The sequence below is a fragment of the Pseudoalteromonas simplex genome (assembly GCF_015278155.1).
In the GTDB taxonomy this organism is placed as follows: Bacteria; Pseudomonadota; Gammaproteobacteria; order Enterobacterales; family Alteromonadaceae; genus Pseudoalteromonas; species Pseudoalteromonas simplex.
In genome coordinates this window covers 72,902-93,722 of the sequence record NZ_JADILN010000012.1, presented here as the reverse complement: position 1 = coordinate 93,722, position 20,821 = coordinate 72,902, and the positions used below count along the sequence as shown (strand labels likewise).

Below are 20,821 nucleotides of genomic sequence, written 5' to 3'. Positions count from 1 at the left end.
TATGAATCAAAAAGTGTTGTTATCTTTTTTCTGAATTAACTCAATTGCATAACCATCTGGGTCTTTAACAAATGCAATTTCAGTTGTGCCGCCTTTTACAGGACCCGGCTCACGACTCACATTACCGCCAGCAGCTTTAATGTCTTCGCAGGCTTTATAAATATTATCAAACTCGATAGCGATATGACCGTATGCATTACCTAAATCATAGCTGTCTGTATCCCAGTTATAAGTAAGCTCAAGCACAGTCGAATCTTTTTCGTCACCATAACCGACAAAAGCAAGGGTGTAGCGGTACTCTTCGTTGTCTGCACGGCGCAGCTCTTTCATACCTAATACCTGCGTATAAAATTCAATTGATTTTTCTAAATCAGCAACGCGAAGCATTGTGTGTAATAAGCGCATTTTAAGCATCCTCTTTCTTGTCTTTAAATTCGCACAATTTCAATAACGCAGCATGGTACAACGCTGCGCATTAAAATTATTAAAAATGGATTATAAGTTATTTCGATTGCATGCACAGTAGCATTGAGACAAAGCGTTTAATATGAAAACGGTGACGTTATGCAGCAATGAATAGGGATTGCTGCATAACAATGAGGTTTTTGCGGTATAAGTGAAAGCTTAGCTTTTCACTTTACCTTTAAGTACATAAATTTCGCCATCAAAGCTCCCTTGAATTGTCAGGCCTTGACCTGCCAACTCTTTAAGATATTCGATATGCTCATTAGTGATATGTTGCCCCGGCACTAAAAGCGGAATACCTGGAGGGTAAGGCGTCACTAATCCGGCACAAATTCGATTGTTACTTTTGCTAATTGGCACAGATTCACGTTCGCCATAAAACGCATCACTAGGAATACAGGCTAAGTCTATAGCAGGTAGATTCTCTGGTAGGCGTGTGCGTCTCATTGAAGTGGCAAGTTTTACTTTACCGCTATCAAGTTTCTTCAGCGCATTGTAAAGACGAATGATCTTTGAGCGTGTACCACCAAGAGTCAATAAAACTAAAATGGTGCTGTGTGTGTATTTTTCGATTTCAAGGCCAATTTCATCTAATAGGAATTTATGAATATCCTTTAATGAATACGGTAACTCACTAATATCGATAAGGATCTTCAGCGGGTCGTGACCCATGTTATCGCCACTAAAATGTGGGAATATATCCATGAAATCTTGTTTGTCGAGCACTTTAATATGTTTCAGTGACGCCATTTGCTGCTTAAACTCAGCAACGTGATTCAGCAGGGCATTCAGTAATTTATAACCTTCCATTTCTAATTGCTTTTGGCATACATCCAGCGAGGCAATGAGCTGATATTTTGGCGAGGTACTGGCGTAAATACTGTAGATCTCACGGAAGAAATCGGCATCGAAATCAGGGTCGTTAACATGAATGTAAGACGCCTGAGAGAACGCTGAAACCACTTTATGTGCCGAATGGGTAACATAGTCTGCGCCAGCATTTATAGCTGAGTAGTGGCGTAAACTTGGATGGAAAAGCGAGTAAGCAAACCACGCTTCGTCGATAAACACTTTAATACCGTGCTGATGTGCAAATTCAACCACTTGTTTTAAATCGCTAAGCAGACCATCGTAGGTACAGCCGGTTAAAACCAATAATTTAGCATCGCTATTTTGTTCAATCGCTTGCTTAATGTCAGCCAGTGAAGGGGGCGCGAAGATACCATATTTAGGATTTAAAATACTCGATAAGTAAATAGGTAAACTAGCCGACTGCAAAATTCCGTAATGTACTGATTTATGACAGTTTCGGTCGATGATCACCTTATCGCCTTTACGTAGTAAAGTTTGCAAAATAATCTTATTTGAAGTGGATGACCCATTGGTAACAAAGTAGGTATGTTTTACTTCAAATGTTGCCGCCGCTGATTCTTGAGAGCGGCCTATGGTGTTGGTGCTGTCTGATAATGAGCCAAGCGAGTCGACAGAAACCGACAGGTCGCCAACAAATACGTTACGGCCATAAAACTGATAAAAGTCTTTAATATACGGAGAATTTCTAAAGCTAGCACCGCCACTGTGACCAGGTGTGTGCCATGAATCGTTCGATTCACCCACATAACGACGGTAGGCGGTCCAAAATGGCGTTTCTGAACGGTCATCAAAGTCATTGATCATATAGCCCAAGATTGCTTCGGGGTCTGAAATGACCTCATCTTTAAAAAAGAAAGATTCAATTTCTTCTGACTCGTTGACTATCTCCAAGCCTTTCGTATCGTCACCAATAACATAAACAGGCAGTTCTAGGCGTATGCCTTTTAATTGCTCGATAAAACGGCTATAGGTGCGCTCGCCATTGTTCAGTACATCCCAACTAAGTACTACAGCTTGAATATCGCCATCTTCCTCTACATATTTCAACGCCTGCTTGAGCTCTATGCACTCGATAATGTCGATATCAACATCACTTCGTTCAAAATTAGGGATTGTTTTTTCTAGGTTCGTTGAAAGCTCTTTTAAGGTGGCAGGATCTTGTTCAATTAATAAGATACGAAGTAAAGGTAACATAGCAACTCATATAAAAAATTTCACATTACTCAACAGCATAACGAAAGGATGGAAGCTTGTGAAATGATTACGCTGATATTTTTTGTTCCGATACTGATTATACTTTTTTCGTGTTAATCGCAGATAGTTGAAATTACATGTTCTTACTGTAAAAGTAATGCTTAAGTAAAAGGTTAATTGAGCACTCAGCGATAAAAGCACTCAAGCCAGATACAGATAAAAATAAAGATAAACATGCTAGGGAGAATAAAACATGGCGTATGTTGCCAATTTCAAAACTGTAGTCATCTCTACATTGTTTGCGTTTTGTACGAGCGCAGTTAATGCAGATGAAGTCTCAGATTCAAACAATAAAAAGTCGATACCCGAAGCCACTAAATTTGTGACCCAGCATAAAGGCACCTTTAATGGTACAAAGCTGAAATACGAAGCTGTAGCCGGTGAAACTTATTTGTTAAACAAAAACGAAGAGCCTAAAGCTGCTATCTTTTCGTTTGATTACCTAGCTGCAGATGACAACAAGAACAGACCCGTAACATTTATCTGGAATGGTGGCCCGGGCTCATCGTCTAATTGGTTACATATGGGCGCTTATGGTCCGAAACGAGTCGTGGTACCAAGCGATGCAACGGCTCCTGGATTGGCTCCTTACGAATTAAAAGATGCGCCTGAGACGATACTTGATGTGACTGATATGGTGTTTGTGGACCCTGTTGGTACAGGTTACTCGCGCGCCTTAGGTGACACTGACAGCAAAGCCTTTTGGGGCTTGAATCAGGATGCATCTGCTATTGCTGATTTTATTGCCCAGTGGCTAACAAAAGAAAACCGCTGGAATGCGCCAATATTTTTATTGGGAGAGAGCTATGGTACAACTCGAGCAGCAGCGGTTTCTAAAGTACTGATGGATAAACACCTGATTAATGTAAATGGCATTATTTTTGTGTCACAAGCTTTAGACTATCAAGGTTCAAGCCCTTATGTTGATGACAACATCATTTCTTACATCACTTACATACCCACACTTGCTGCAACCGCTTGGTATCATAAAAAAGTAGACACATCTGGAGATTTTGAAGCGTTTATTGATGCGAGCCGACAATTTGCAGTTGATGAATTACTACCAGCCTTATTTAAGGGGAATGCCCTTAGTAAAGCTGACCGAAAGCAAATTGTTGACGGCCTTCACCGTTATACAGGGCTAAGCAAACAATATATTGAGCAGGTTGATTTACGCATTAATGCCTTTAGATTCGCTAAAGAGTTATTGCGTGATGAGGGCGTCGCAGTAGGCTTTCTTGATGGACGTTATAAGCTTGATGAACGAGACGATTTAACAGCAGCTCCTAAGCAAGACGCGTCAAAAGTGATAGGGCCAGCATATAAAGCGGCACTGATGAAATACATTCGCACAGATTTAAACGTACAGTGGAAAAGAAAATACCTAAACCCAGGCGATCCTGAGTTATCAGATAACTGGCGCTGGCGCACAGCTCCTGATGGACAAGGCTGGGAGCCAAGGTACGTCAATACAGCGCCAGATTTATCTTATGTGCTTCGCAGCAATCCACAAATGAAAGTGATGGTCGCCTCTGGTTATTACGATATTGTCACGCCATTTTTTGATGCTGAATACACCTTAAATAGACACGGTATATACGCTGATAAAATTGACTATCACTATTATCACGGCGGTCACATGATGTATGTTCACGAACCAGCAAGAGTGGCGCTGTTAAGAGATACGCGAGAATTTATTAAAAAGCAGGTGAGCCAAAACCCACGATAATGACTAGGAACATTGTGCCAAACCCTGTGTTAGGCACAATGCGCAAAGGGTGTGATAGAAAAGGTTAAGAACGTTACACATATAGTGCCTATCAAGGATTAACCATTGGTGCATATCGACCATATTTGTTGCCAATGTTTGCCAATATCTGCCATAATCAAAGACTGTAAATATACAGGAATTAACTATGGCAACTTTAAATATCTCTATTCCAGATGAAATGCGCTCATGGATTGATGCCCAAGTTGAGTCAGGTCGATTCTCAAATGCAAGTGATTATATCCGCGATTTGATCCGCCATAATCAGAGTGAAAAAGATGCTATTAGAATGGCATTAGTAGAGGGTGAGCTAAGTGGTGAGAGTGAGTTAACGGTTTTAGATATTATATCCAAATCCAAAAACAAAACTTAAAGCGAATGGCTAAATATATTCTCTCTAATAAAGCTCAGTATGACTTGGAGCGTATTTTTCAGTACACCGAAATTGAATTCGGTGTTTCTCAAGCAGAAAACTATTTAATTGGAATTCATGAAACGCTAATGGCTTTGTCTACTGAGCCGAGCCTTGCTCAAGATGTTAGCGATATCAAGCCAGGATATTCTCGGTATATATTTAGAAAGCACTACATCTTTTTTAAAAAAAGAGCCAACGATATTTTCATTGTGAGAATTCTGCATCAACAAATGAAGGTTCAACTACATCTAACAAGCTAATGCAGGTCAGCAATAATACTTAATTACTCTGTCTTCTCTTTAAATTCACACAAATCTTCGATAATACAGCTGCCGCATTTAGGTTTACGAGCTGTGCACACATAACGGCCATGCAGGATTAACCAGTGGTGTACATCGACCTTAAATTCTTTAGGTACCACTTTTTCTAGTTTTTGTTCTACAGCAACCACATCTTTACCCATGGCAAACTTAGTGCGGTTTGAAACGCGAAAGATATGGGTGTCTACAGCGATAGTCGGCCAGCCAAAGGCACAGTTTAAAACAACATTCGCGGTCTTTCTGCCAACCCCCGGTAATGCTTCGAGCGCTTCACGATTCTCTGGTACTTCTGAGTTATGTTTATTGACCAGAATCTCACACATTTTATAGACATTATTGGCTTTAGAATTAAACAAACCAATGGTCTTGATGTAATCACGAAGGCCTTCAAGGCCTAAATCAAGAATCGCTTGAGGCGTGTTAGCAACAGGGAATAGCTTACGGGTTGCTTTATTAACACCCACATCTGTAGCTTGTGCTGATAAGGTAACCGCAACTAATAACTCAAACGGGCTTGAATATTCAAGCTCTGTTTCTGGGTGCGGGTTTTGCTCACGTAGACGAGATAAGATCTCATAGCGTTTTTCTTTATTCATGGTGGCGTAAAGCACGCAGTGACGGTGCGTGCTCTCCTTTAAGTTAAACTTGTTACTCGGGCTCTAGGGCCTTTTTCTGCTTCTGGAGTAACAACTTGCTTAGATTTTATTTGTGTATCAATGACATTTTTTGCAGCAATCAATAAACCAAGCCCTAAAAAGGCACCCGGTGGTAAAATTGCTAATAAAAATTGGTTATCAAAACTGAATACTTCAATTCGAAGTGCAGCAGCCCATGGCCCTAATAATAAATCGGCGCCATCAAATAGCGTACCTTGACCAATAAGCTCTCGCATTGCCCCTAGCACCACTAAAACTAACATAAAGCCAAGTCCCATCATCAGTCCGTCAAAGGCTGAAAGTGGTACTGTATTTTTAGAAGCGAATGCTTCTGCGCGACCGATAATGGCACAGTTGGTAACAATAAGCGGAATAAAAATCCCCAATGATTGATAAAGGCCAAATGTATAGGCATTCATCATTAGCTGCACGATGGTTACAAAGCCTGCGATGATCATCACAAAAACAGGAATACGAATATCTTTAGGCACCCAGTTACGCACAATTGAAACAGTGACGTTAGAACCAACCAGTACCAATAAAGTTGCTAAACCAAGGCCTAATGCATTGGTAACCGTCGAAGTAACAGCAAGTAGCGGGCACAAGCCTAATAACTGCACAAGGGCAGGGTTATTAGCCCACATACCATCTTTAAATAAGGTTTTAACTTGGCTCATTACTTGGCTCCTTGACAGATGTTTGGTGCAGCAAACAGATTATCAAATTCAGCTTGGGCAAACAGCACAGCTTGTTTTACTGAGCCGACAACGGCACGCGGTGTAATGGTTGCGCCAGTAAATTGATCAAATTGGCCACCATCTTTTTTAACAGCCCAGCGGCTATCATCTTCACTCAGTACATTTTGCCCTTTGAAAAGAGTGATCCAGTCTGATTTTTTGACCTCAACTTTATCGCCAAGGCCCGGTGTTTCTTCGTGCTTAGTTACACGAACACCCGCTATTTCACCATTGGCAAACACCGCCGTTAATAAGTTGATATCGCCGCTATAACCACTTGGTGTTACATGGCGCATTACTAAAGCATACGGCTTATTATCTTTGTAGGCGCGGTAGATTATTTGCTCTGGACGTGGGCCAAGGCGCTCATCGGTGATTACAACACAATCTTTGTACAGTTGATTGTCATAATGATGGGCATCAAGTACTTGTTGCAGCTGCTCTGCAAGCTGTTGCTTTTCTTGCTCTTCAATACGCTCAGCAGTCAGGCTATGAGTCAGGGCTACAGTGCCTGTGGTAATAAGTGCAAATGCAGTAAGGATAGTGCCGTTTTTAGTCATTGAGGAAAGGATCATTATTTCACCCCATGGCCGTAAGTACGTGGTTGCGTGTAGTAATCAATTAAAGGTACCGCCATATTTAATAGCAATACACTAAATGCCACTGCATCAGGGTAACCACCGAAAGTACGAATTAAGTAAACAAGTAGACCAATTAACGCGCCGTAAATTAAACGACCTCTATTCGTTGTTGATGCAGAAACAGGATCGGTAGCAATAAAGAATGCCCCTAACATGGTTGCACCACTGAATAAATGAAATACCACGCCCGGCTCTGTGCCAGGAGCTGCAATATAACCAATACCACTGCACACGGCCAATGAGGCTAAAAAGCTAACAGGGATATGCCAATTAATGATTTTAGCTTTTAATAAATAAAGGCCACCGATTAAAAAGCCGAGGTTAACCCAGCCCCAGCCAAGACCAAACCAGTCATTAAAAAGAGGCTTACTCATACTCTCAGCCACCGTTAAGTGATGGGCGACATCTGTTTTTACGGTATCAAGCGGTGTTGCCATGGTTGTGCCATCAATCGCTACTCGTAATTGATCGACACTAAATCCAGCGCTGGTAAAACCATTGAAAATAACAGACAGCTGTTGTGAGAAGCTGATCTGAGATGCAAGTAAATCACTAACAGGTAACCAGCTGGTCATTTGCACCGGAAACGATACAAGCAGTAATACATAAGCTGCCATAGCAGGGTTAAATAAGTTAAAGCCAAGGCCGCCATAAAGCTGTTTTACAATAACAATTGCAAAGAGACAGCCAATTACGATGATCCACCAAGGCGCTAAAGGCGGAATACTCAACGCCAGTAATACGCCCGTTAACCACGCACTGCCATCACTAAGTGTTGGCCAAACTTTGCGTTTACGAAGCAGTAAAACAGCGGCTTCACAGGCGCTAACTGTAATCAGCGCGAGAACTAGCTGAATTAACACAGCGCTACCAAAGAAGAAAACTTGCGCAATTAAGCCTGGAATACACGCAGCAATCACTGTCATCATTAATCGGTTTAATGATTTATGGCTATGATTATGCGGCGAACTCGCCATGGTTAGTTTCATGACTTATCGTTTCCTTCTTGTTGTAACTTTTTCGCTTTAGCTCTTGCAATGGCACGAGCGACCGCTGCTTTTTTCTTATCTTCGCTAGACTCAGTTTCATCAACCTGCGGCTTGGCATCTGCCTCAGCACTTGAATCATTTTTTTGCTGTGAAGAATCGTCACTCTGTGCTTGCTCTTTAGCGGCTTTTTTCGCTTTGGCGCGAGCGATAGCGGCAGCAACGGCGGCTTTTTTCTTATCTTCGTTAGACTCAGGAGCGTCAGCCTGCGGCTTGGCATCAGTCTCATCATTTAAATCATTTATTTGCTCTGAAGAATTGTCACTCTGTGCTTGCTCTTTAGCGGCTTTTTTGGCTTTAGCACGGGCGATAGCGGCAGCAACGGCGGCTTTTTTCTTATCTTCGCTAGATTCAGGAGCATCAGACTGCGGCTTAGCATCTGCCTCATCATTTGAATCATTTATTTGCTCTGAAGAATCGACACTCTGTGCTTGCTCTTTAGCGGCTTTTTTCGCTTTAGCACGGGCGATAGCGGCTGCAACAGCGGCTTTTTTGTCATCAACTGGTGCGCTATCTTCTTCAGCTTCAGTTTGATTCTCAGCAGCTTGTGCTGCTTTTTTCGCTTTAGCACGGGCGATAGCAGCGGCAACAGCTGCTTTTTTGTCATCAACTGGTGCGCTATCTTCTTCAGCTTCAGTTTGATTCTCAGCAGCTTGTGCTGCTTTTTTCGCTTTAGCACGAGCGATAGCAGCTGCAACAGCAGCTTTTTTGTCATCTTTTGGCGCAGCGTCAGTTTCAGCAGAAGCGTTTTCTTTTGTAGCTTGTGCGGCTTTTTTCGCTTTAGCGCGGGCAATAGCGGCAGCAACAGCAGACTTTTTATCGTCTTTATCGACGCCTTCTTCACCTTGCTCTAGTGCTTTTTGCTCTTTGTATTTACGTGCTTGTTCTTTACGTGCTGCACGTTCTTTAGCCACTTCAGAGTTATCAGGCTCAATCTCTGCACCTTGCTTTTTCGCTTTCGCACGGGCAATAGCTGCAGCGACAGCTGACTTACTGTCTTTATCATCAGATTTAGCTTTAACTCGGGCGAGTGCATCAGCCACTTTTTGTTTTTCGCCATCTGACTTAGCAGCCGGCTTGCGTTTGTGGCGGTTTTGACGCTCTTCTTGTTCGCGCTCTAAGCGCTCTTTACGTGCTTCAAAACGCTCTTTTGCTCGCTCTGCTTTGATTTGCTCTGCTTGCTGCTCTTTGATTTCAGCTTTAGCAACACGATAGTACTGCACCAAGGGTATTTCGCTTGGGCAAACATAAGCACAGGCGCCACATTCAATACAATCAAATAAATTGTGCTCGTTGAGTTTGTCGTATTCTTTAGACTTGGCAAACCATTGCAATTGCTGAGGTAACAATGATGCCGGGCAGGCGTCAGCACAGGCACTACAACGAATACATGCTTTTTCATCACCCGGCTCAGCAAGTTCTTGGTGATCTGGCGCTAAAATACAGTTTGTCGTTTTAACGACACCAATACGCACGGTTGGCAGGGTAAAGCCCATCATTGGACCGCCCATAACCACACGTTGCTGTGGAACCGGAGAAAAGCCTTGGCAGTCTAATAAATGTTTAATTTCAGTGCCTAGTAAAGCCCACACATTACCTTGTTTATGAATGGTGTTACCGGTTACCGTTACTACACGCTCTATAAGAGGCTTACCTTCATGTACGGCTTGATTTACCGCAAACAAAGTACCGACATTTTGCACCAACATACCAATATCGGCAGGAATACTACCACTTGGGACTTCTTTGCCCGTTAGCAGTTTAATTAGCTGTTTTTCACCGCCAGAAGGGTAAACCGTTGGCACTGTTTGCACTATGATGCTGTCGTTATGCTGTGCTGCGAGTTTCATGGCAGCAATAGCATCGGGCTTATTATCTTCAATACCAATAATTGTCAGCTGTGGACTTAACAGCTGCTGCATTAATTCAATACCGGCAATTATACCATCGGCATGTTCGCGCATTAGCATGTCATCAGCGGTGATATAAGGTTCACACTCAACGGCATTAACAATTAAAAACTCGATGGCTTTACGGGTATCTGCTTTTACATAGGTTGGGAAACCTGCGCCGCCCATACCTGCGATACCACTTTGATGAATAATATCAACAAGCTCATCATGGGAAAGAGTTTTGGCATCAGTTACAGGATTAAGCTCGCACCAGTTATCTTCACCATCAGGTTCAATAATAACGCTAAGTTCAGTCAACGCCGACGGGTGAGCAGAGGGCATTGGGCAAATATCGCTGATCAACCCTGATGTTGGCGCGTGCACAGGCACAGACCAATTCCCGCTTGGTTTAGTTAATGCTTGGCCTTTTAAAACCTGCTGGCCTTTTTCAACAATAAGTTTGCCGTTAGCACCAATGTGTTGTTTTAGAGATACAACGAGCTTGTCTGGTAGTGGCAGTCTTGCAATGGCTTGTGTTGTTGATTGCAGCTTTTGACCCGGTGGGTGAATGCCCCCAGGTATAGACCACACTTTGCCTTGTTTAATTTGATCTATTAACTTTTCCATCTGTGCTCCTAATCTACCTGAGTCACAGGGATTGCGTTTAATTGCCATTTCCAGGTTTGTTTAGTTTCTTTTACAGGCAGCATATCAATACAGTCTACAGGGCATGGTTCAACACATAAGTCACAACCGGTACATTCATCAATTAATACAGTGTGCATTTGGCGGGTTGCGCCAACGATGGCATCAACAGGGCAGGCTTGAATACATTTGGTACAGCCAATACATTCATCTTCACGAATATAGGCAACGGTTTTAACAGGATCTGCTTGCTCACCGCCTGCCAGCGGTTTTGCTTCTACACCCATTAAATCAGCGAGTTTTTTTACCGTGGCTTCGCCGCCTGGTGGGCACTTATTGATTTCGTCACCATTGGCAATTGCTTCTGCATAGGGACGACAGCCAGGGTAGCCACATTGGCCACACTGTGTTTGCGGTAAAATGGTATCAATTTGGTCAACAATAGGGTTGCTCTCAACGCGAAAACGAACGGCGGCAAAACCTAAAATTAAACCAAATATTAGCGCTAATGAACCTAACGCTATCAAAGCATAAAACAAGGTCATATTAAAACTTCACTAATCCTGTAAAACCCATAAAGGCCATCGACATAAGGCCTGCGGTGATCATCGCAATTGAAGCACCCTTAAAAGGAGCAGGGACATCAGCCGCAGCTAAACGCTCACGTAATGCGGCAAACAGTATTAACACCATAGAGAAACCCACTGCGGCACCAAAGCCATACACGGCCGATTGTAAGAATGAGTGGTCTTCTTTGATATTAAGTAGGGCAACACCTAAAACAGCACAGTTAGTGGTAATAAGCGGTAAGAAAATCCCTAATAAGCGATAAAGTGTCGGGCTGGTTTTTCTCACCACCATTTCGGTAAATTGCACGACAACAGCGATAACCAAAATAAAGCTCATGGTACGCAAAAATTCGATATCCAGCGGGATCAAAATATAATGATTCACCAGATAACTGGTCACGGAGGCAAGTGTAAGTACAAAGGTTGTGGCTAAAGACATACCAATCGCGGTATCTAACTTACCCGATACACCCATAAACGGGCATAAACCTAAGAATTGAACTAAAACGAAGTTGTTGACTAGCACAGTGCCAATCAATAACAAGACATACTCTGTCATGCGTGCCTCACGAGAATAAAAACGGCTCTATTATCCTTTTTTATGGGGGCCGACACAACACATGAGGGACGAATAGCTAAAATTAACAAAGCTGTTTACGATTAAAGTGTTAAAGCAAAGTTAATATACCCAATCCACCTCAAGATGCGAGTTTCAGTTGGAATTAAAAGCGATTTAGGCAAGGCATTGATTGCAAATAATAGTGGTTCTATTGTTAAAATCAATAACGCAGTATAAATCGCTTTTAAACCAACCCTTTGGGCGTTTCACAGGCACTTACTCTCATCGTTGTTACTTCTTAAAAGGGACTGCCATTCTTGCAAAGTAACGCCTTGATATTAAGCACCTGTGAAACGCTGAATTCTGCATCTTGAGGTGGCTTGGGTATAGCTGGAATAGGCCCAAAAATAGTAAGGTTTTTTGGGCCTTAAAGAGGGGTTAGATATCTTTTGGCTTTTCGATGTAATAGCCTTGCACACCATCTAAACACAGTGTTTCGATGATATGTTTTTCTTCTTGGCTTTCGACGCCTTCAGCAAATACACTCACACCAATACGATGAGCAAGATCAACCATTAAACGCATAAAGTATTGGTTGTTTTTATCTTCTTCAAGGCCGCGGGTGTAGCTTGCGTCCATTTTGATAAAGTCTGGTTTTAAGTCTCTAAAGAATTTAAATGACGTTAAACCCACACCAAAACGCTCTACGGTAATACGTGCACCCACGCGGTGTACCATATCGATAAAGCGTTTACTTGCTTTAATGTTTTGTTGTAATCCAAACTCGCTGACTTCAAATATAAGCTTAGAGGCGATATTGCTGTCTTTAAGTAATCGGCGCTCTAACCAGATCACAAATTGATCATTGTGAGCGCTTGATGCAGTAACATTAATACCAAAGAATTTTTCAGAGAAATTACGCGTTTTAACCTTCTCTAAAGTGGTATCGATAATTAAACGGTCAATTTCCATTGCCATTTCTAGCTTTTCTGCCATTGCAAGAAAAGAGGCCGTTGGCAGCATTTGGTTTTCTGCAGTTTTGAAACGAACTTGAATCTCAGCATAGGCTTTAACACTTTTACCTATTGGCATAATGTTCTGCATAACCAAGTGCACACGTTTCGATTCGATCACTTCGGTAATGACTTTACGCCAGTTTTGGTTACCAAAACCTGCGCTGGCGTTATTAACTAAATCAGTTTCACGCTGTACATGCCATGCATTTGCTTGTTTTGATTGCGCCATGCTCATTGCATTATCAACAATTGATAATAACTCACCAAGCGGCTTACCTTTTTCGTATCCAACTATACCTGTGTTAGCAACTGAGCTTAATTCTTGGTTTTGCTGATACTGAGTAAAACGCGATTGTAAGTTATCGCCAAAGCGTTCAGCTTCTTTAAGTGGGGTATTAGGCAGTACCACAGCAAAATCAGAACTATTTAAACGAAAAACCTGACTGCCTGTATAGGTGCCGCTAATATGTTTAATAATATCGGCCACACCTTTTACGTATTCATCACCTTTTTGGTAACCACGTGTTTGGTTTATTGTTTGTAGCTCACTACAACGCACCATAGCAAGTGAACCAAAGGTGCTTTTTTCTGCATTCTCAATATTTTTTTCGTAATACTCTACAAACATATTACGATTGCCAAGGTTAGTGACTACATCTTTATAGGCTTCTTTTTTAATACTTAGCGCATTATTTTGAATATCATCGTGTTTAGTTTGTAAAAAGTGTGACAGACGATTGAACGAAGGAATTAAATCTTTGCTTAGCTTCTTTAATCTTGAAGTGTCCATAGCTTGTTCAATATCGTCGCTTACTTGATTCTGATTTATGTATATATCGACAATATCAGCAACTGTTGTGCTTATTTTTCTGTTTAAGCGACGGAACATACTGTTCATATAAATAATTGGTAATAATGCAATCAATCCAGATATCAAAATGACAATAAACATCGCTTGTTGCAGCAGAGTTGCTAGGTTATGAGCATTGATCGTAAATTCAATTTTTATGTCAGATGTCTGGTTCACTGCAAATTGAGGCCGGATAGAGTTAAATGAATTATTAACTAATTCAGCAAACAAGGGGAGGGGCTGACTAGACTCTATCATTGTAACAACTTTGCCAGTTTGATCTCGGATTACAAATTTAGAAAAAGTACTGCCATCAGAAAGTGCTTGCCTAAGTTTCTCTGGTGCCAGCTGTTCAATAGTTTGTGAGTTTATATAGGCATTAACTACACGCTGTGCTTTTTGCTGGGCATCACTTACTGCACTGTCAAAACTAATTGCAATAAAATATCCGCCTAATAATGCGAATAGTAGCCAAGAAATAAGTTGTACGAATATGAGTTTTTTAAAACCAGCCATGTTTCTTATCTTTTAAAAGCCTAAAAGGAAGGAATCAATTCCTTGATTGATCGGTTTAATAATAGTGAATTCTATTTTATATCAAAGCATATAAATAACTTACACTAGAGTAGTGTATAAGCGCTGGAAAGTCTAATACAATCGGTGAGGCAAAAAAGAGATAAAATTTAATATATTCGTAGAGTTGGCTCCCCCTCCCCGACTCGAACGGGGGACCTGCGGATTAACAGTCCGTCGCTCTAACCAACTGAGCTAAGGGGGAACTAAATAGAGTAGTGCGGTGCTATGATTTGGCTCCCCCTCCCCGACTCGAACGGGGGACCTGCGGATTAACAGTCCGTCGCTCTAACCAACTGAGCTAAGGGGGAACAATCATATTCATAAACTTGGCTCCCCCTCCCCGACTCGAACGGGGGACCTGCGGATTAACAGTCCGTCGCTCTAACCAACTGAGCTAAGGGGGAATCGTTTATGATTGAAAAACTTGGCTCCCCCTCCCCGACTCGAACGGGGGACCTGCGGATTAACAGTCCGTCGCTCTAACCAACTGAGCTAAGGGGGAAGCGTCATGCCTTTCAACGGGGCGAAATATTAATGACAGCATTGCAAAGTGTCAACATAAAAACTTCATAAATTCAAAAAAGAAGCTTATTCGATGTTTTTATGTTCGATCTGAGCAAAATGTAGCTGAAAAGCGCAGCGTTTTTTGTTTTTTAGAAGACTAGCTATGTCGAAAAGATGACTTTTTTGCATTCTTTTTAAGCAGTAGTACCAAATTGAAAATATAAAAAACCATTCTTTGCTCAGATATTCTCTATTAAAGTGAGGAAATCATCACTTATGCAATAATTTCTTGTGATTGAGAAAATCAAACCTAAGAGTTTTTATTAGGCCATCCTTAGGTGTTATTTTTTTCTTGTATTTTTTTACTACAGATGGCGAATATTCCATCTTTTTTTATGAAGCACATCGACATCATTGTTTGTCGAGGATGACTAAATTTATTTTTAGGTATACATATCAGTTAGTTACTGAATAGTGTGTTGTCGTGTTTTATGTTTCATGCTGGCTTTCCATTAAGGGGAGAGCATTTTTTACACATTCTTTTCTAGAAGCTTACAAAAGGGTCAAAACGGGATACTTCACTATTATTCGTTTTATCAGTTTCAAGCTAGTCTTCAAAGCCTTTATATTTGCGGCTTCTAGAGAGTTATCCACGGTTTCTGTGGATAACTCTGTTTATTAAACTTTAAGAACAGCTATAGTACTAGGATTTTAGGGCGCTCCAGCAATTTCAAGTGTTTAATTAAGTTTTTTTAATTCATTTTAAATCAATGTGTTAGTGTTTTTATCTGAAGCGATGCTGAATTGATAAGTAAATTTATTCGTGACGATGAAATGATGCTATTTATTGTGTAAAAAAACAGCGAATAGTGCCATTTAATTGTAATAAAGCTATTAAATTTGTTTTTATATTGTTTTTTATAAGGGTTAGTGGTTATTTTTATGTCAAAGCGTCAAAAGTTATAGTTTTGTACATCGATTTTGATTCTGTCAATAAAGCATAGCTTGCAAGTGAAGGATGCTTTAAACTTATAGGCTCATATAAAGAGGCCAAGAATTCTTATGAGCGTGAAACCGCAGAGCAAAACTAAACCTGATCTTTTAAACTCCCCAATTCTGCCGACCTTAAAAAAAATGACCATTCCTATGATTTTCGGAATGATCACTCTTATGATGTTTAATTTAGTCGATACCTTCTTCATCAGTTTGTTAGGCACTGAGCCATTAGCCGCAGTAAGTTTTACTTTTCCAGTTACCTTTACTGTAATTAGTTTAGCAATCGGCTTAGGGATAGGTACCTCCGCAGTTATTGCTAAAGCACTCGGAAGTGATAATTTAGATGAAGCTCGTTTTGATGCCAGTATGTCATTATTGGTGTCGGTTGTAATGGTGTTTTGCCTTTCTGCCTTAGGTTATTTGTATATTGAGCCTATCTTTAAATTATTAGGCGCAGGTGAGCAAGTCTTGCCACTTATTCATGACTACATGAGCGTGTGGTTCATCGGCAGTGTATTTTTAATTACCCCTATGGTTGGCAATTCAGTGCTTAGAGCCAGCGGCGACACCAAAACGCCAAGTATTGTTATGGGTGGAGCGGGGCTGATAAATGCTATTTTAGATCCGGTACTAATTTTTGGTTTTGGGCCAATTCCAGCCTTAGGTATACAAGGGGCTGCTATTGCGAGTGTTATTGCTTGGGCGGTTGCAGTAATTATTATTTTATATATTCTGGCAATTAAGAACGGTTTGTTGAGCCTGCATGCTGGTCAGCAAACAGCAGTTAGTTCAGTTCGTAAAATTCTTAAAATAGGTTTACCGGCGGCAGGCGCAAATATGTTGACGCCAATAGCGATGGCGGTCATGACGGCATTAGTAGCTAAGCATGGCCCTGAGGCGGTTGCAGCGTTTGGTGTAGGCAGTCGCATTGAATCTATCGCAAGCCTTGTGGTGCTTGCTTTATCAATGACCTTACCACCATTTGTAAGTCAAAACTTTGGGGCAGGTAAGTTTGAACGTGTTAAAGAAGCTTACTCAAAAACCTTGAAATTCGTGATGATTTGGCAGTTCGCTATTTATATTTTACTGCTGTTAACCTCTGGCTTTATCGCGGATGTATTTGGTAAAGAGCAAGCGGTAATGGATGTGATTAAGTTATTCATTTATATCTTACCACTGAGTTATGGCCTGCAGGGGGTGATTATTTTATCTAACTCTTCATTTAATGCCTTGCATAAACCAATGAATGCCCTGATTTTAAGTGTGGTACGTCTGTTTGTTTTTTATGTACCTTTTGCTTATATAGGCAGCGAAATTGCAGGTTTAACTGGTTTATTTATTGGTGCCGCGATTGGTAACTTATTTACTGCAATGGTTGCCTATAAATGGTTTATCAAAGAAGTTGATGGGTTAAGTGAGTCATATATGAAGGAGTGTCATTCATGAGCGACCATTTCCAACTAGTTTCTAAGTTTCAGCCAAGTGGTGACCAACCAACGGCCATTGCACAGTTAAAAGATGGCCTAGAGGCTGGGCTTGCACATCAAACATTATTAGGGGCTACAGGAACCGGTAAAACCTTCACCATGGCCAATATCATTAATGATTTGAATCGGCCAACCATTATTATGGCACACAACAAAACACTCGCTGCACAGCTTTACGGTGAAATGAAAGAGTTTTTCCCTCATAATGCGGTTGAGTATTTTGTATCTTATTATGATTATTACCAGCCAGAAGCCTACGTTGTTGCCAGCGATACCTTTATTGAAAAAGACGCGTCTATTAATGAGCACATTGAACAAATGCGTTTAAGTGCCACCAAAGCGCTGCTTGAACGACGTGATACCATTATTGTGGCTTCGGTGTCTGCTATTTATGGTTTGGGCGACCCTGACTCATACATGAAGATGATGCTTTTACTAAAAGTAGGTGAAACCGTCGATCAGCGCGATATGCTGCGTCGGCTTGCTGAATTGCAATATACACGCAATGATATTGAATTTAGCCGCGGTACTTATCGCGTACGTGGCGAAGTGGTCGATATATTTCCTGCTGAATCGGATACTTACGCTGTGCGTGTGGAGATGTTTGACGATGAAATTGAGCGCTTAAGTATTTTTGACCCGCTTACAGGAGCAGTTGAAAAGCATATTGTACGTGCGACTATTTATCCAAAAACCCACTATGTAACACCCCGTGAAAAAATTCTTGATGCCATTGATAAAATTAAAGATGAGCTTAAAGACCGCCGAGCTCAGTTACTCAGTGCCAACAAACTTGTGGAAGAGCAACGTATTGCTCAGCGCACCCAGTACGATATTGAAATGATGACCGAGCTTGGTTATTGCTCTGGCATCGAAAACTATTCGCGATACTTATCTGGCAGAACACCGGGCGATCCACCGCCGACATTATTAGATTACTTACCTGATGATGCATTGATGATTATTGATGAATCACACGTTACTGTGTCGCAAATTGGTGCTATGTATAAAGGCGATAGAAGCCGTAAAGAAAATCTTGTTGAGTATGGCTTTCGCTTGCCATCAGCGTTAGATAACCGCCCATTACGCTTTGAAGAATTTGAAGCCATTGCGCCGCAAACTATTTATGTGTCGGCAACACCTGGTGACTTTGAGCTTGAGCGCTCATCAGGGGAGGTTGCAGAGCAGGTCATTCGTCCAACCGGGCTTATTGACCCAGAAATTGAAGTACGCCCTGTGGGCACCCAGGTTGATGATTTGCTATCAGAAATATATAAACGAGTTGAAGTGAACGAACGGGTACTTGTGACCACGTTAACTAAGCGTATGGCAGAAGATTTAACTGACTATCTCAACGACCATGACGTAAAAGTGCGCTATTTGCACTCAGACATCGACACTGTTGAACGGGTTGAAATTATCCGTGATTTACGTGCTGGCGTATTTGATGTGTTAGTGGGCATTAACTTATTGCGAGAAGGTCTCGACATGCCAGAAGTTTCACTGGTGGCGATACTTGATGCCGATAAAGAAGGTTTCTTACGTTCGACTCGTTCACTTATTCAAACCATAGGGCGTGCTGCGCGTCACTTAAATGGTAAAGCAATTCTGTATGGCGACCGCATCACTAATTCAATGCGACAAGCCATTGATGAAACAGACCGCCGCCGTGAAAAACAACAAGCTTATAACCTTGAACATGGTATTGAGCCACAAGCACTGGTTAAAAGTATTACCGACATTATGGATGTGGGCGAAGAAGCAAGCCCGAAAGACAACCTTAAGTTAGTGCGTAAAGAGTCTAAACAAGTGCTCAGCGCGAAAGATATTGCCAGCCAAATCAAAGCTCTTGAAGCGAAAATGCATGCTTATGCTAGCGATCTTGAGTTTGAAAAAGCGGCGTCTGTGCGTGATGAAATTCACGAATTACAACAACAGTTAATTAACTAAAGATGATGACAAACGATTTTTCTGCCATTTTAAATGCTTTAGCAGAGGCGCCACTTGCTGCTAATGAATTATGTCGTGTATTCCATGGCCGTGGTCACTCAGTCGCTGAGCTGAGCCACATAAACTTAGACTTTTATCCGCCAGCACTCTTTTTAGTTTCATATCAAGAAATAGATGAACAAGTACTTGCGCAATTAACTGATACCCTGTGGCAATGGGCGCAAAAGAATGCGCCAGCGCTTGTCGGTGCATTGGTTTACCAACAACGTAGCGGCATTAACACCCGCAACGCGCTTATGCATGGTGAATTACCCCAAGAGCACCATGTCAGTGAAAATGGTATTAAGTTTAAAGTCGATTTATTGAGTCGCCAAAATACTGGGATTTTCCCTGATATGCGCCGTGGCCGGGAGTTTGTTCAAGCTAATAGTAAAAATGCAAAAGTGCTCAACTTATTTTCATACACGTGTGGCTTCTCTGTTGCAGCAATGCAGGGGGGGGCAGACCAAGTTATTAATATGGACATGAATAAAGGGGTGCTGCGAACAGGTAAACAAAATCATCAGCTAAATGGTTTTGATCAAGGTGTGAGTTATTTCCCGCACGATATTCTAAAATCATTCGGTAAGCTTAAAAAATCAGCACCGTATGAATTGATCATCGTAGACCCGCCGAGTTTTCAAAAAGGCAGTTTTATATTGACCAAGGATTATCAAAAAATCCTACGTCGTTTACCTGAGCTGCTAAATGAAAACACCCAGTTGTTACTGTGTGCAAATAGCCCTGAGCTATCTGAGCAGGCGTTTAAAGATCTCATTAGCGATCATACCCAAGGGGCAATTAGTTTTGTTGAGCGACTAGCTCCTACTGATGGCTTTATTGAGGTTGACAGTGATCGCAGCTTAAAAGCGTTAGTCTATAAAACAGCAAACTAATGGCACTGAGTAAACGACTTTCAGCCATTGTTGATGTGGTTGATTCTGGGTATGACGAAATCTGGGATTGTTGCTGCGATCACGGTTTGTTAGGGATTGAGCTATTACAGCAAAATAAAGCCCAGCTTATACATTTCGTTGATATTGTGCCTGAGCTGATGCAGGTACTAAGTGATAAACTCGAACGTTTTGCCACAAGTGAGCAACGCGGCCGTTGGCAGGTACATTGCCAAGATGTGGCAATGATTTCACCAGATCCTAAAAAGCGTCACCTTGTTATTATTGCGGGGGTGGGAGGTGAGTTGTTAGTGCGATTTTTAGCGCGGATTGTTAGTCAACAGCCAAATACGCATATCGACTTTATTGTTTGCCCTGTACATCACAGTTATCAAGTTCGCAGCTATTTGCAGACACTGCCATTGGGGCTCGTATCTGAGCAGTTGGTGTGTGAAAACAAACGATTTTATGAAGTTATTGCCATGAGTGCGTCTGCTTCGCAGTCGATCACTCGAGTTGGCCAGCAAATGTGGCAGCTAACAAGTAAAGAGCACCAAGCTTATCTAAAGCAGTTATGTGCTCATTACCAACGTATGTTAAATCAAGACGCCGATTACTATCAGCCTGTGCTTGAACAATACAGTGCATTATTAACTTAATAAGAGCTAAC

Annotated in this window: 17 protein-coding genes and 4 tRNA genes; 7 read left to right on the top strand and 14 right to left on the bottom strand. The window is 41.6% G+C overall.

Going from position 1 to position 20,821, the window contains the following annotated elements:
- Positions 1-6: 6 nt before the first annotated feature.
- Both gloA and IRQ78_RS17885 read right to left on the bottom strand, forming a co-directional pair.
- Complete coding sequence (gene gloA / locus IRQ78_RS17890) at positions 7-405, bottom strand: lactoylglutathione lyase (RefSeq protein WP_194442828.1); 399 nt, start codon at positions 403-405, stop codon at positions 7-9.
- Positions 406-624: 219 nt separating this feature from the next.
- The gene (locus IRQ78_RS17885) at positions 625-2,532 is read right to left on the bottom strand and encodes an aminotransferase class V-fold PLP-dependent enzyme (protein WP_054553700.1); all 1,908 of its coding nucleotides are present in this window, start codon (positions 2,530-2,532) and stop codon (positions 625-627) included.
- Positions 2,533-2,785: 253 nt separating this feature from the next.
- Here IRQ78_RS17885 and IRQ78_RS17880 point away from each other — a divergent pair, with 253 nt between their 5' ends.
- The 3 genes from IRQ78_RS17880 to IRQ78_RS17870 all read left to right on the top strand — a co-directional run bounded on the left by IRQ78_RS17880 (position 2,786) and on the right by IRQ78_RS17870 (position 5,035).
- Positions 2,786-4,321, top strand: coding sequence for a S10 family peptidase (locus IRQ78_RS17880; protein WP_194442827.1), 1,536 nt, complete (start codon positions 2,786-2,788; stop codon positions 4,319-4,321).
- Positions 4,322-4,508: 187 nt separating this feature from the next.
- A complete protein-coding gene (locus IRQ78_RS17875) occupies positions 4,509-4,733 on the top strand; it encodes a type II toxin-antitoxin system ParD family antitoxin (protein ID WP_054553697.1) in 225 nt (74 codons plus the stop codon).
- 5 nt (positions 4,734-4,738) lie between these two features.
- A complete protein-coding gene (locus tag IRQ78_RS17870) occupies positions 4,739-5,035 on the top strand; it encodes a type II toxin-antitoxin system RelE/ParE family toxin (protein WP_138602595.1) in 297 nt (98 codons plus the stop codon).
- A gap of 23 nt (positions 5,036-5,058) precedes the next feature.
- Here IRQ78_RS17870 and nth read toward each other — a convergent pair whose 3' ends face one another.
- From nth to IRQ78_RS17810, 12 genes are all read right to left on the bottom strand, one after another.
- On the bottom strand, positions 5,059-5,691 hold the full coding sequence (gene nth, locus IRQ78_RS17865; protein WP_054553695.1) for an endonuclease III: 633 nt from the start codon (positions 5,689-5,691) through the stop codon (positions 5,059-5,061).
- A 38-nt stretch (positions 5,692-5,729) separates the two neighbouring features.
- A complete protein-coding gene (locus IRQ78_RS17860) occupies positions 5,730-6,428 on the bottom strand; it encodes an electron transport complex subunit E (protein ID WP_187490358.1) in 699 nt (232 codons plus the stop codon).
- Positions 6,428-7,063, bottom strand: coding sequence for an electron transport complex subunit RsxG (gene rsxG, locus IRQ78_RS17855; protein ID WP_194442826.1), 636 nt, complete (start codon positions 7,061-7,063; stop codon positions 6,428-6,430). The genes IRQ78_RS17860 and rsxG overlap by 1 nt, the downstream gene beginning before the upstream one ends.
- Complete coding sequence (rsxD, locus tag IRQ78_RS17850; protein WP_194442825.1) at positions 7,063-8,118, bottom strand: electron transport complex subunit RsxD; 1,056 nt, start codon at positions 8,116-8,118, stop codon at positions 7,063-7,065. The genes rsxG and rsxD overlap by 1 nt, the downstream gene beginning before the upstream one ends.
- Positions 8,115-10,694, bottom strand: coding sequence for an electron transport complex subunit RsxC (gene rsxC / locus IRQ78_RS17845; protein ID WP_194442824.1), 2,580 nt, complete (start codon positions 10,692-10,694; stop codon positions 8,115-8,117). Before rsxC ends, rsxD begins: the two co-directional genes overlap by 4 nt.
- 8 nt (positions 10,695-10,702) lie before the next feature.
- A complete protein-coding gene (rsxB, locus tag IRQ78_RS17840; RefSeq protein WP_054563643.1) occupies positions 10,703-11,257 on the bottom strand; it encodes an electron transport complex subunit RsxB in 555 nt (184 codons plus the stop codon).
- Position 11,258: 1 nt separating this feature from the next.
- Positions 11,259-11,840 (bottom strand): electron transport complex subunit RsxA, encoded by a 582-nt coding sequence (gene rsxA / locus IRQ78_RS17835; protein WP_054553689.1) that lies wholly within the window; start codon positions 11,838-11,840, stop codon positions 11,259-11,261.
- Positions 11,841-12,278: 438 nt separating this feature from the next.
- Positions 12,279-14,222 (bottom strand): EAL domain-containing protein, encoded by a 1,944-nt coding sequence (locus tag IRQ78_RS17830; protein ID WP_054553688.1) that lies wholly within the window; start codon positions 14,220-14,222, stop codon positions 12,279-12,281.
- Between the two features lie 185 nt (positions 14,223-14,407).
- A tRNA-Asn gene (locus tag IRQ78_RS17825) sits at positions 14,408-14,484 on the bottom strand.
- A 29-nt stretch (positions 14,485-14,513) separates the two neighbouring features.
- Positions 14,514-14,590: transfer RNA gene (locus tag IRQ78_RS17820), tRNA-Asn, on the bottom strand.
- 19 nt (positions 14,591-14,609) lie between these two features.
- A tRNA-Asn gene (locus IRQ78_RS17815) sits at positions 14,610-14,686 on the bottom strand.
- 21 nt (positions 14,687-14,707) lie between these two features.
- Positions 14,708-14,784, bottom strand: a tRNA-Asn gene (locus tag IRQ78_RS17810).
- A 1,064-nt stretch (positions 14,785-15,848) separates the two neighbouring features.
- On the opposite strand from IRQ78_RS17810, the gene IRQ78_RS17805 reads away from it, so the two are divergent.
- From IRQ78_RS17805 to IRQ78_RS17790, 4 genes are read left to right on the top strand one after another with little or no spacing between them, the layout of a single operon-like run.
- A complete protein-coding gene (locus tag IRQ78_RS17805) occupies positions 15,849-17,228 on the top strand; it encodes an MATE family efflux transporter (protein ID WP_054553687.1) in 1,380 nt (459 codons plus the stop codon).
- Positions 17,225-19,219: an excinuclease ABC subunit UvrB gene (gene uvrB, locus IRQ78_RS17800; protein WP_054553686.1), complete on the top strand. Its 1,995-nt coding sequence runs from the start codon at positions 17,225-17,227 to the stop codon at positions 19,217-19,219. Before IRQ78_RS17805 ends, uvrB begins: the two co-directional genes overlap by 4 nt.
- 5 nt (positions 19,220-19,224) lie before the next feature.
- A complete protein-coding gene (locus IRQ78_RS17795; protein WP_194442833.1) occupies positions 19,225-20,154 on the top strand; it encodes a class I SAM-dependent methyltransferase in 930 nt (309 codons plus the stop codon).
- A complete protein-coding gene (locus IRQ78_RS17790; protein WP_194442823.1) occupies positions 20,154-20,810 on the top strand; it encodes a tRNA (adenine(22)-N(1))-methyltransferase in 657 nt (218 codons plus the stop codon). The genes IRQ78_RS17795 and IRQ78_RS17790 overlap by 1 nt, the downstream gene beginning before the upstream one ends.
- The last annotated feature ends 11 nt before the right edge of the window (positions 20,811-20,821 follow it).

What these genes read in the sequence shown, in the direction of transcription:
- rsxG (WP_194442826.1), bottom strand. Translation starts at nt 7,063, where the DNA reads ATGATCCTTTCCTCAATGACTAAAAACGGCACTATCCTTACTGCATTT.
- rsxA (WP_054553689.1), bottom strand. Translation starts at nt 11,840, where the DNA reads ATGACAGAGTATGTCTTGTTATTGATTGGCACTGTGCTAGTCAACAAC.
- IRQ78_RS17860 (WP_187490358.1), bottom strand. Translation starts at nt 6,428, where the DNA reads ATGAGCCAAGTTAAAACCTTATTTAAAGATGGTATGTGGGCTAATAAC.
- IRQ78_RS17795 (WP_194442833.1), top strand. Translation starts at nt 19,225, where the DNA reads ATGACAAACGATTTTTCTGCCATTTTAAATGCTTTAGCAGAGGCGCCA.
- IRQ78_RS17870 (WP_138602595.1), top strand. Translation starts at nt 4,739, where the DNA reads ATGGCTAAATATATTCTCTCTAATAAAGCTCAGTATGACTTGGAGCGT.
- IRQ78_RS17880 (WP_194442827.1), top strand. Translation starts at nt 2,786, where the DNA reads ATGGCGTATGTTGCCAATTTCAAAACTGTAGTCATCTCTACATTGTTT.
- IRQ78_RS17885 (WP_054553700.1), bottom strand. Translation starts at nt 2,532, where the DNA reads ATGTTACCTTTACTTCGTATCTTATTAATTGAACAAGATCCTGCCACC.
- IRQ78_RS17790 (WP_194442823.1), top strand. Translation starts at nt 20,154, where the DNA reads ATGGCACTGAGTAAACGACTTTCAGCCATTGTTGATGTGGTTGATTCT.
- gloA (WP_194442828.1), bottom strand. Translation starts at nt 405, where the DNA reads ATGCGCTTATTACACACAATGCTTCGCGTTGCTGATTTAGAAAAATCA.
- IRQ78_RS17875 (WP_054553697.1), top strand. Translation starts at nt 4,509, where the DNA reads ATGGCAACTTTAAATATCTCTATTCCAGATGAAATGCGCTCATGGATT.
- uvrB (WP_054553686.1), top strand. Translation starts at nt 17,225, where the DNA reads ATGAGCGACCATTTCCAACTAGTTTCTAAGTTTCAGCCAAGTGGTGAC.
- IRQ78_RS17805 (WP_054553687.1), top strand. Translation starts at nt 15,849, where the DNA reads ATGAGCGTGAAACCGCAGAGCAAAACTAAACCTGATCTTTTAAACTCC.
- rsxD (WP_194442825.1), bottom strand. Translation starts at nt 8,118, where the DNA reads ATGAAACTAACCATGGCGAGTTCGCCGCATAATCATAGCCATAAATCA.
- nth (WP_054553695.1), bottom strand. Translation starts at nt 5,691, where the DNA reads ATGAATAAAGAAAAACGCTATGAGATCTTATCTCGTCTACGTGAGCAA.
- rsxB (WP_054563643.1), bottom strand. Translation starts at nt 11,257, where the DNA reads ATGACCTTGTTTTATGCTTTGATAGCGTTAGGTTCATTAGCGCTAATA.
- IRQ78_RS17830 (WP_054553688.1), bottom strand. Translation starts at nt 14,222, where the DNA reads ATGGCTGGTTTTAAAAAACTCATATTCGTACAACTTATTTCTTGGCTA.
- rsxC (WP_194442824.1), bottom strand. Translation starts at nt 10,694, where the DNA reads ATGGAAAAGTTAATAGATCAAATTAAACAAGGCAAAGTGTGGTCTATA.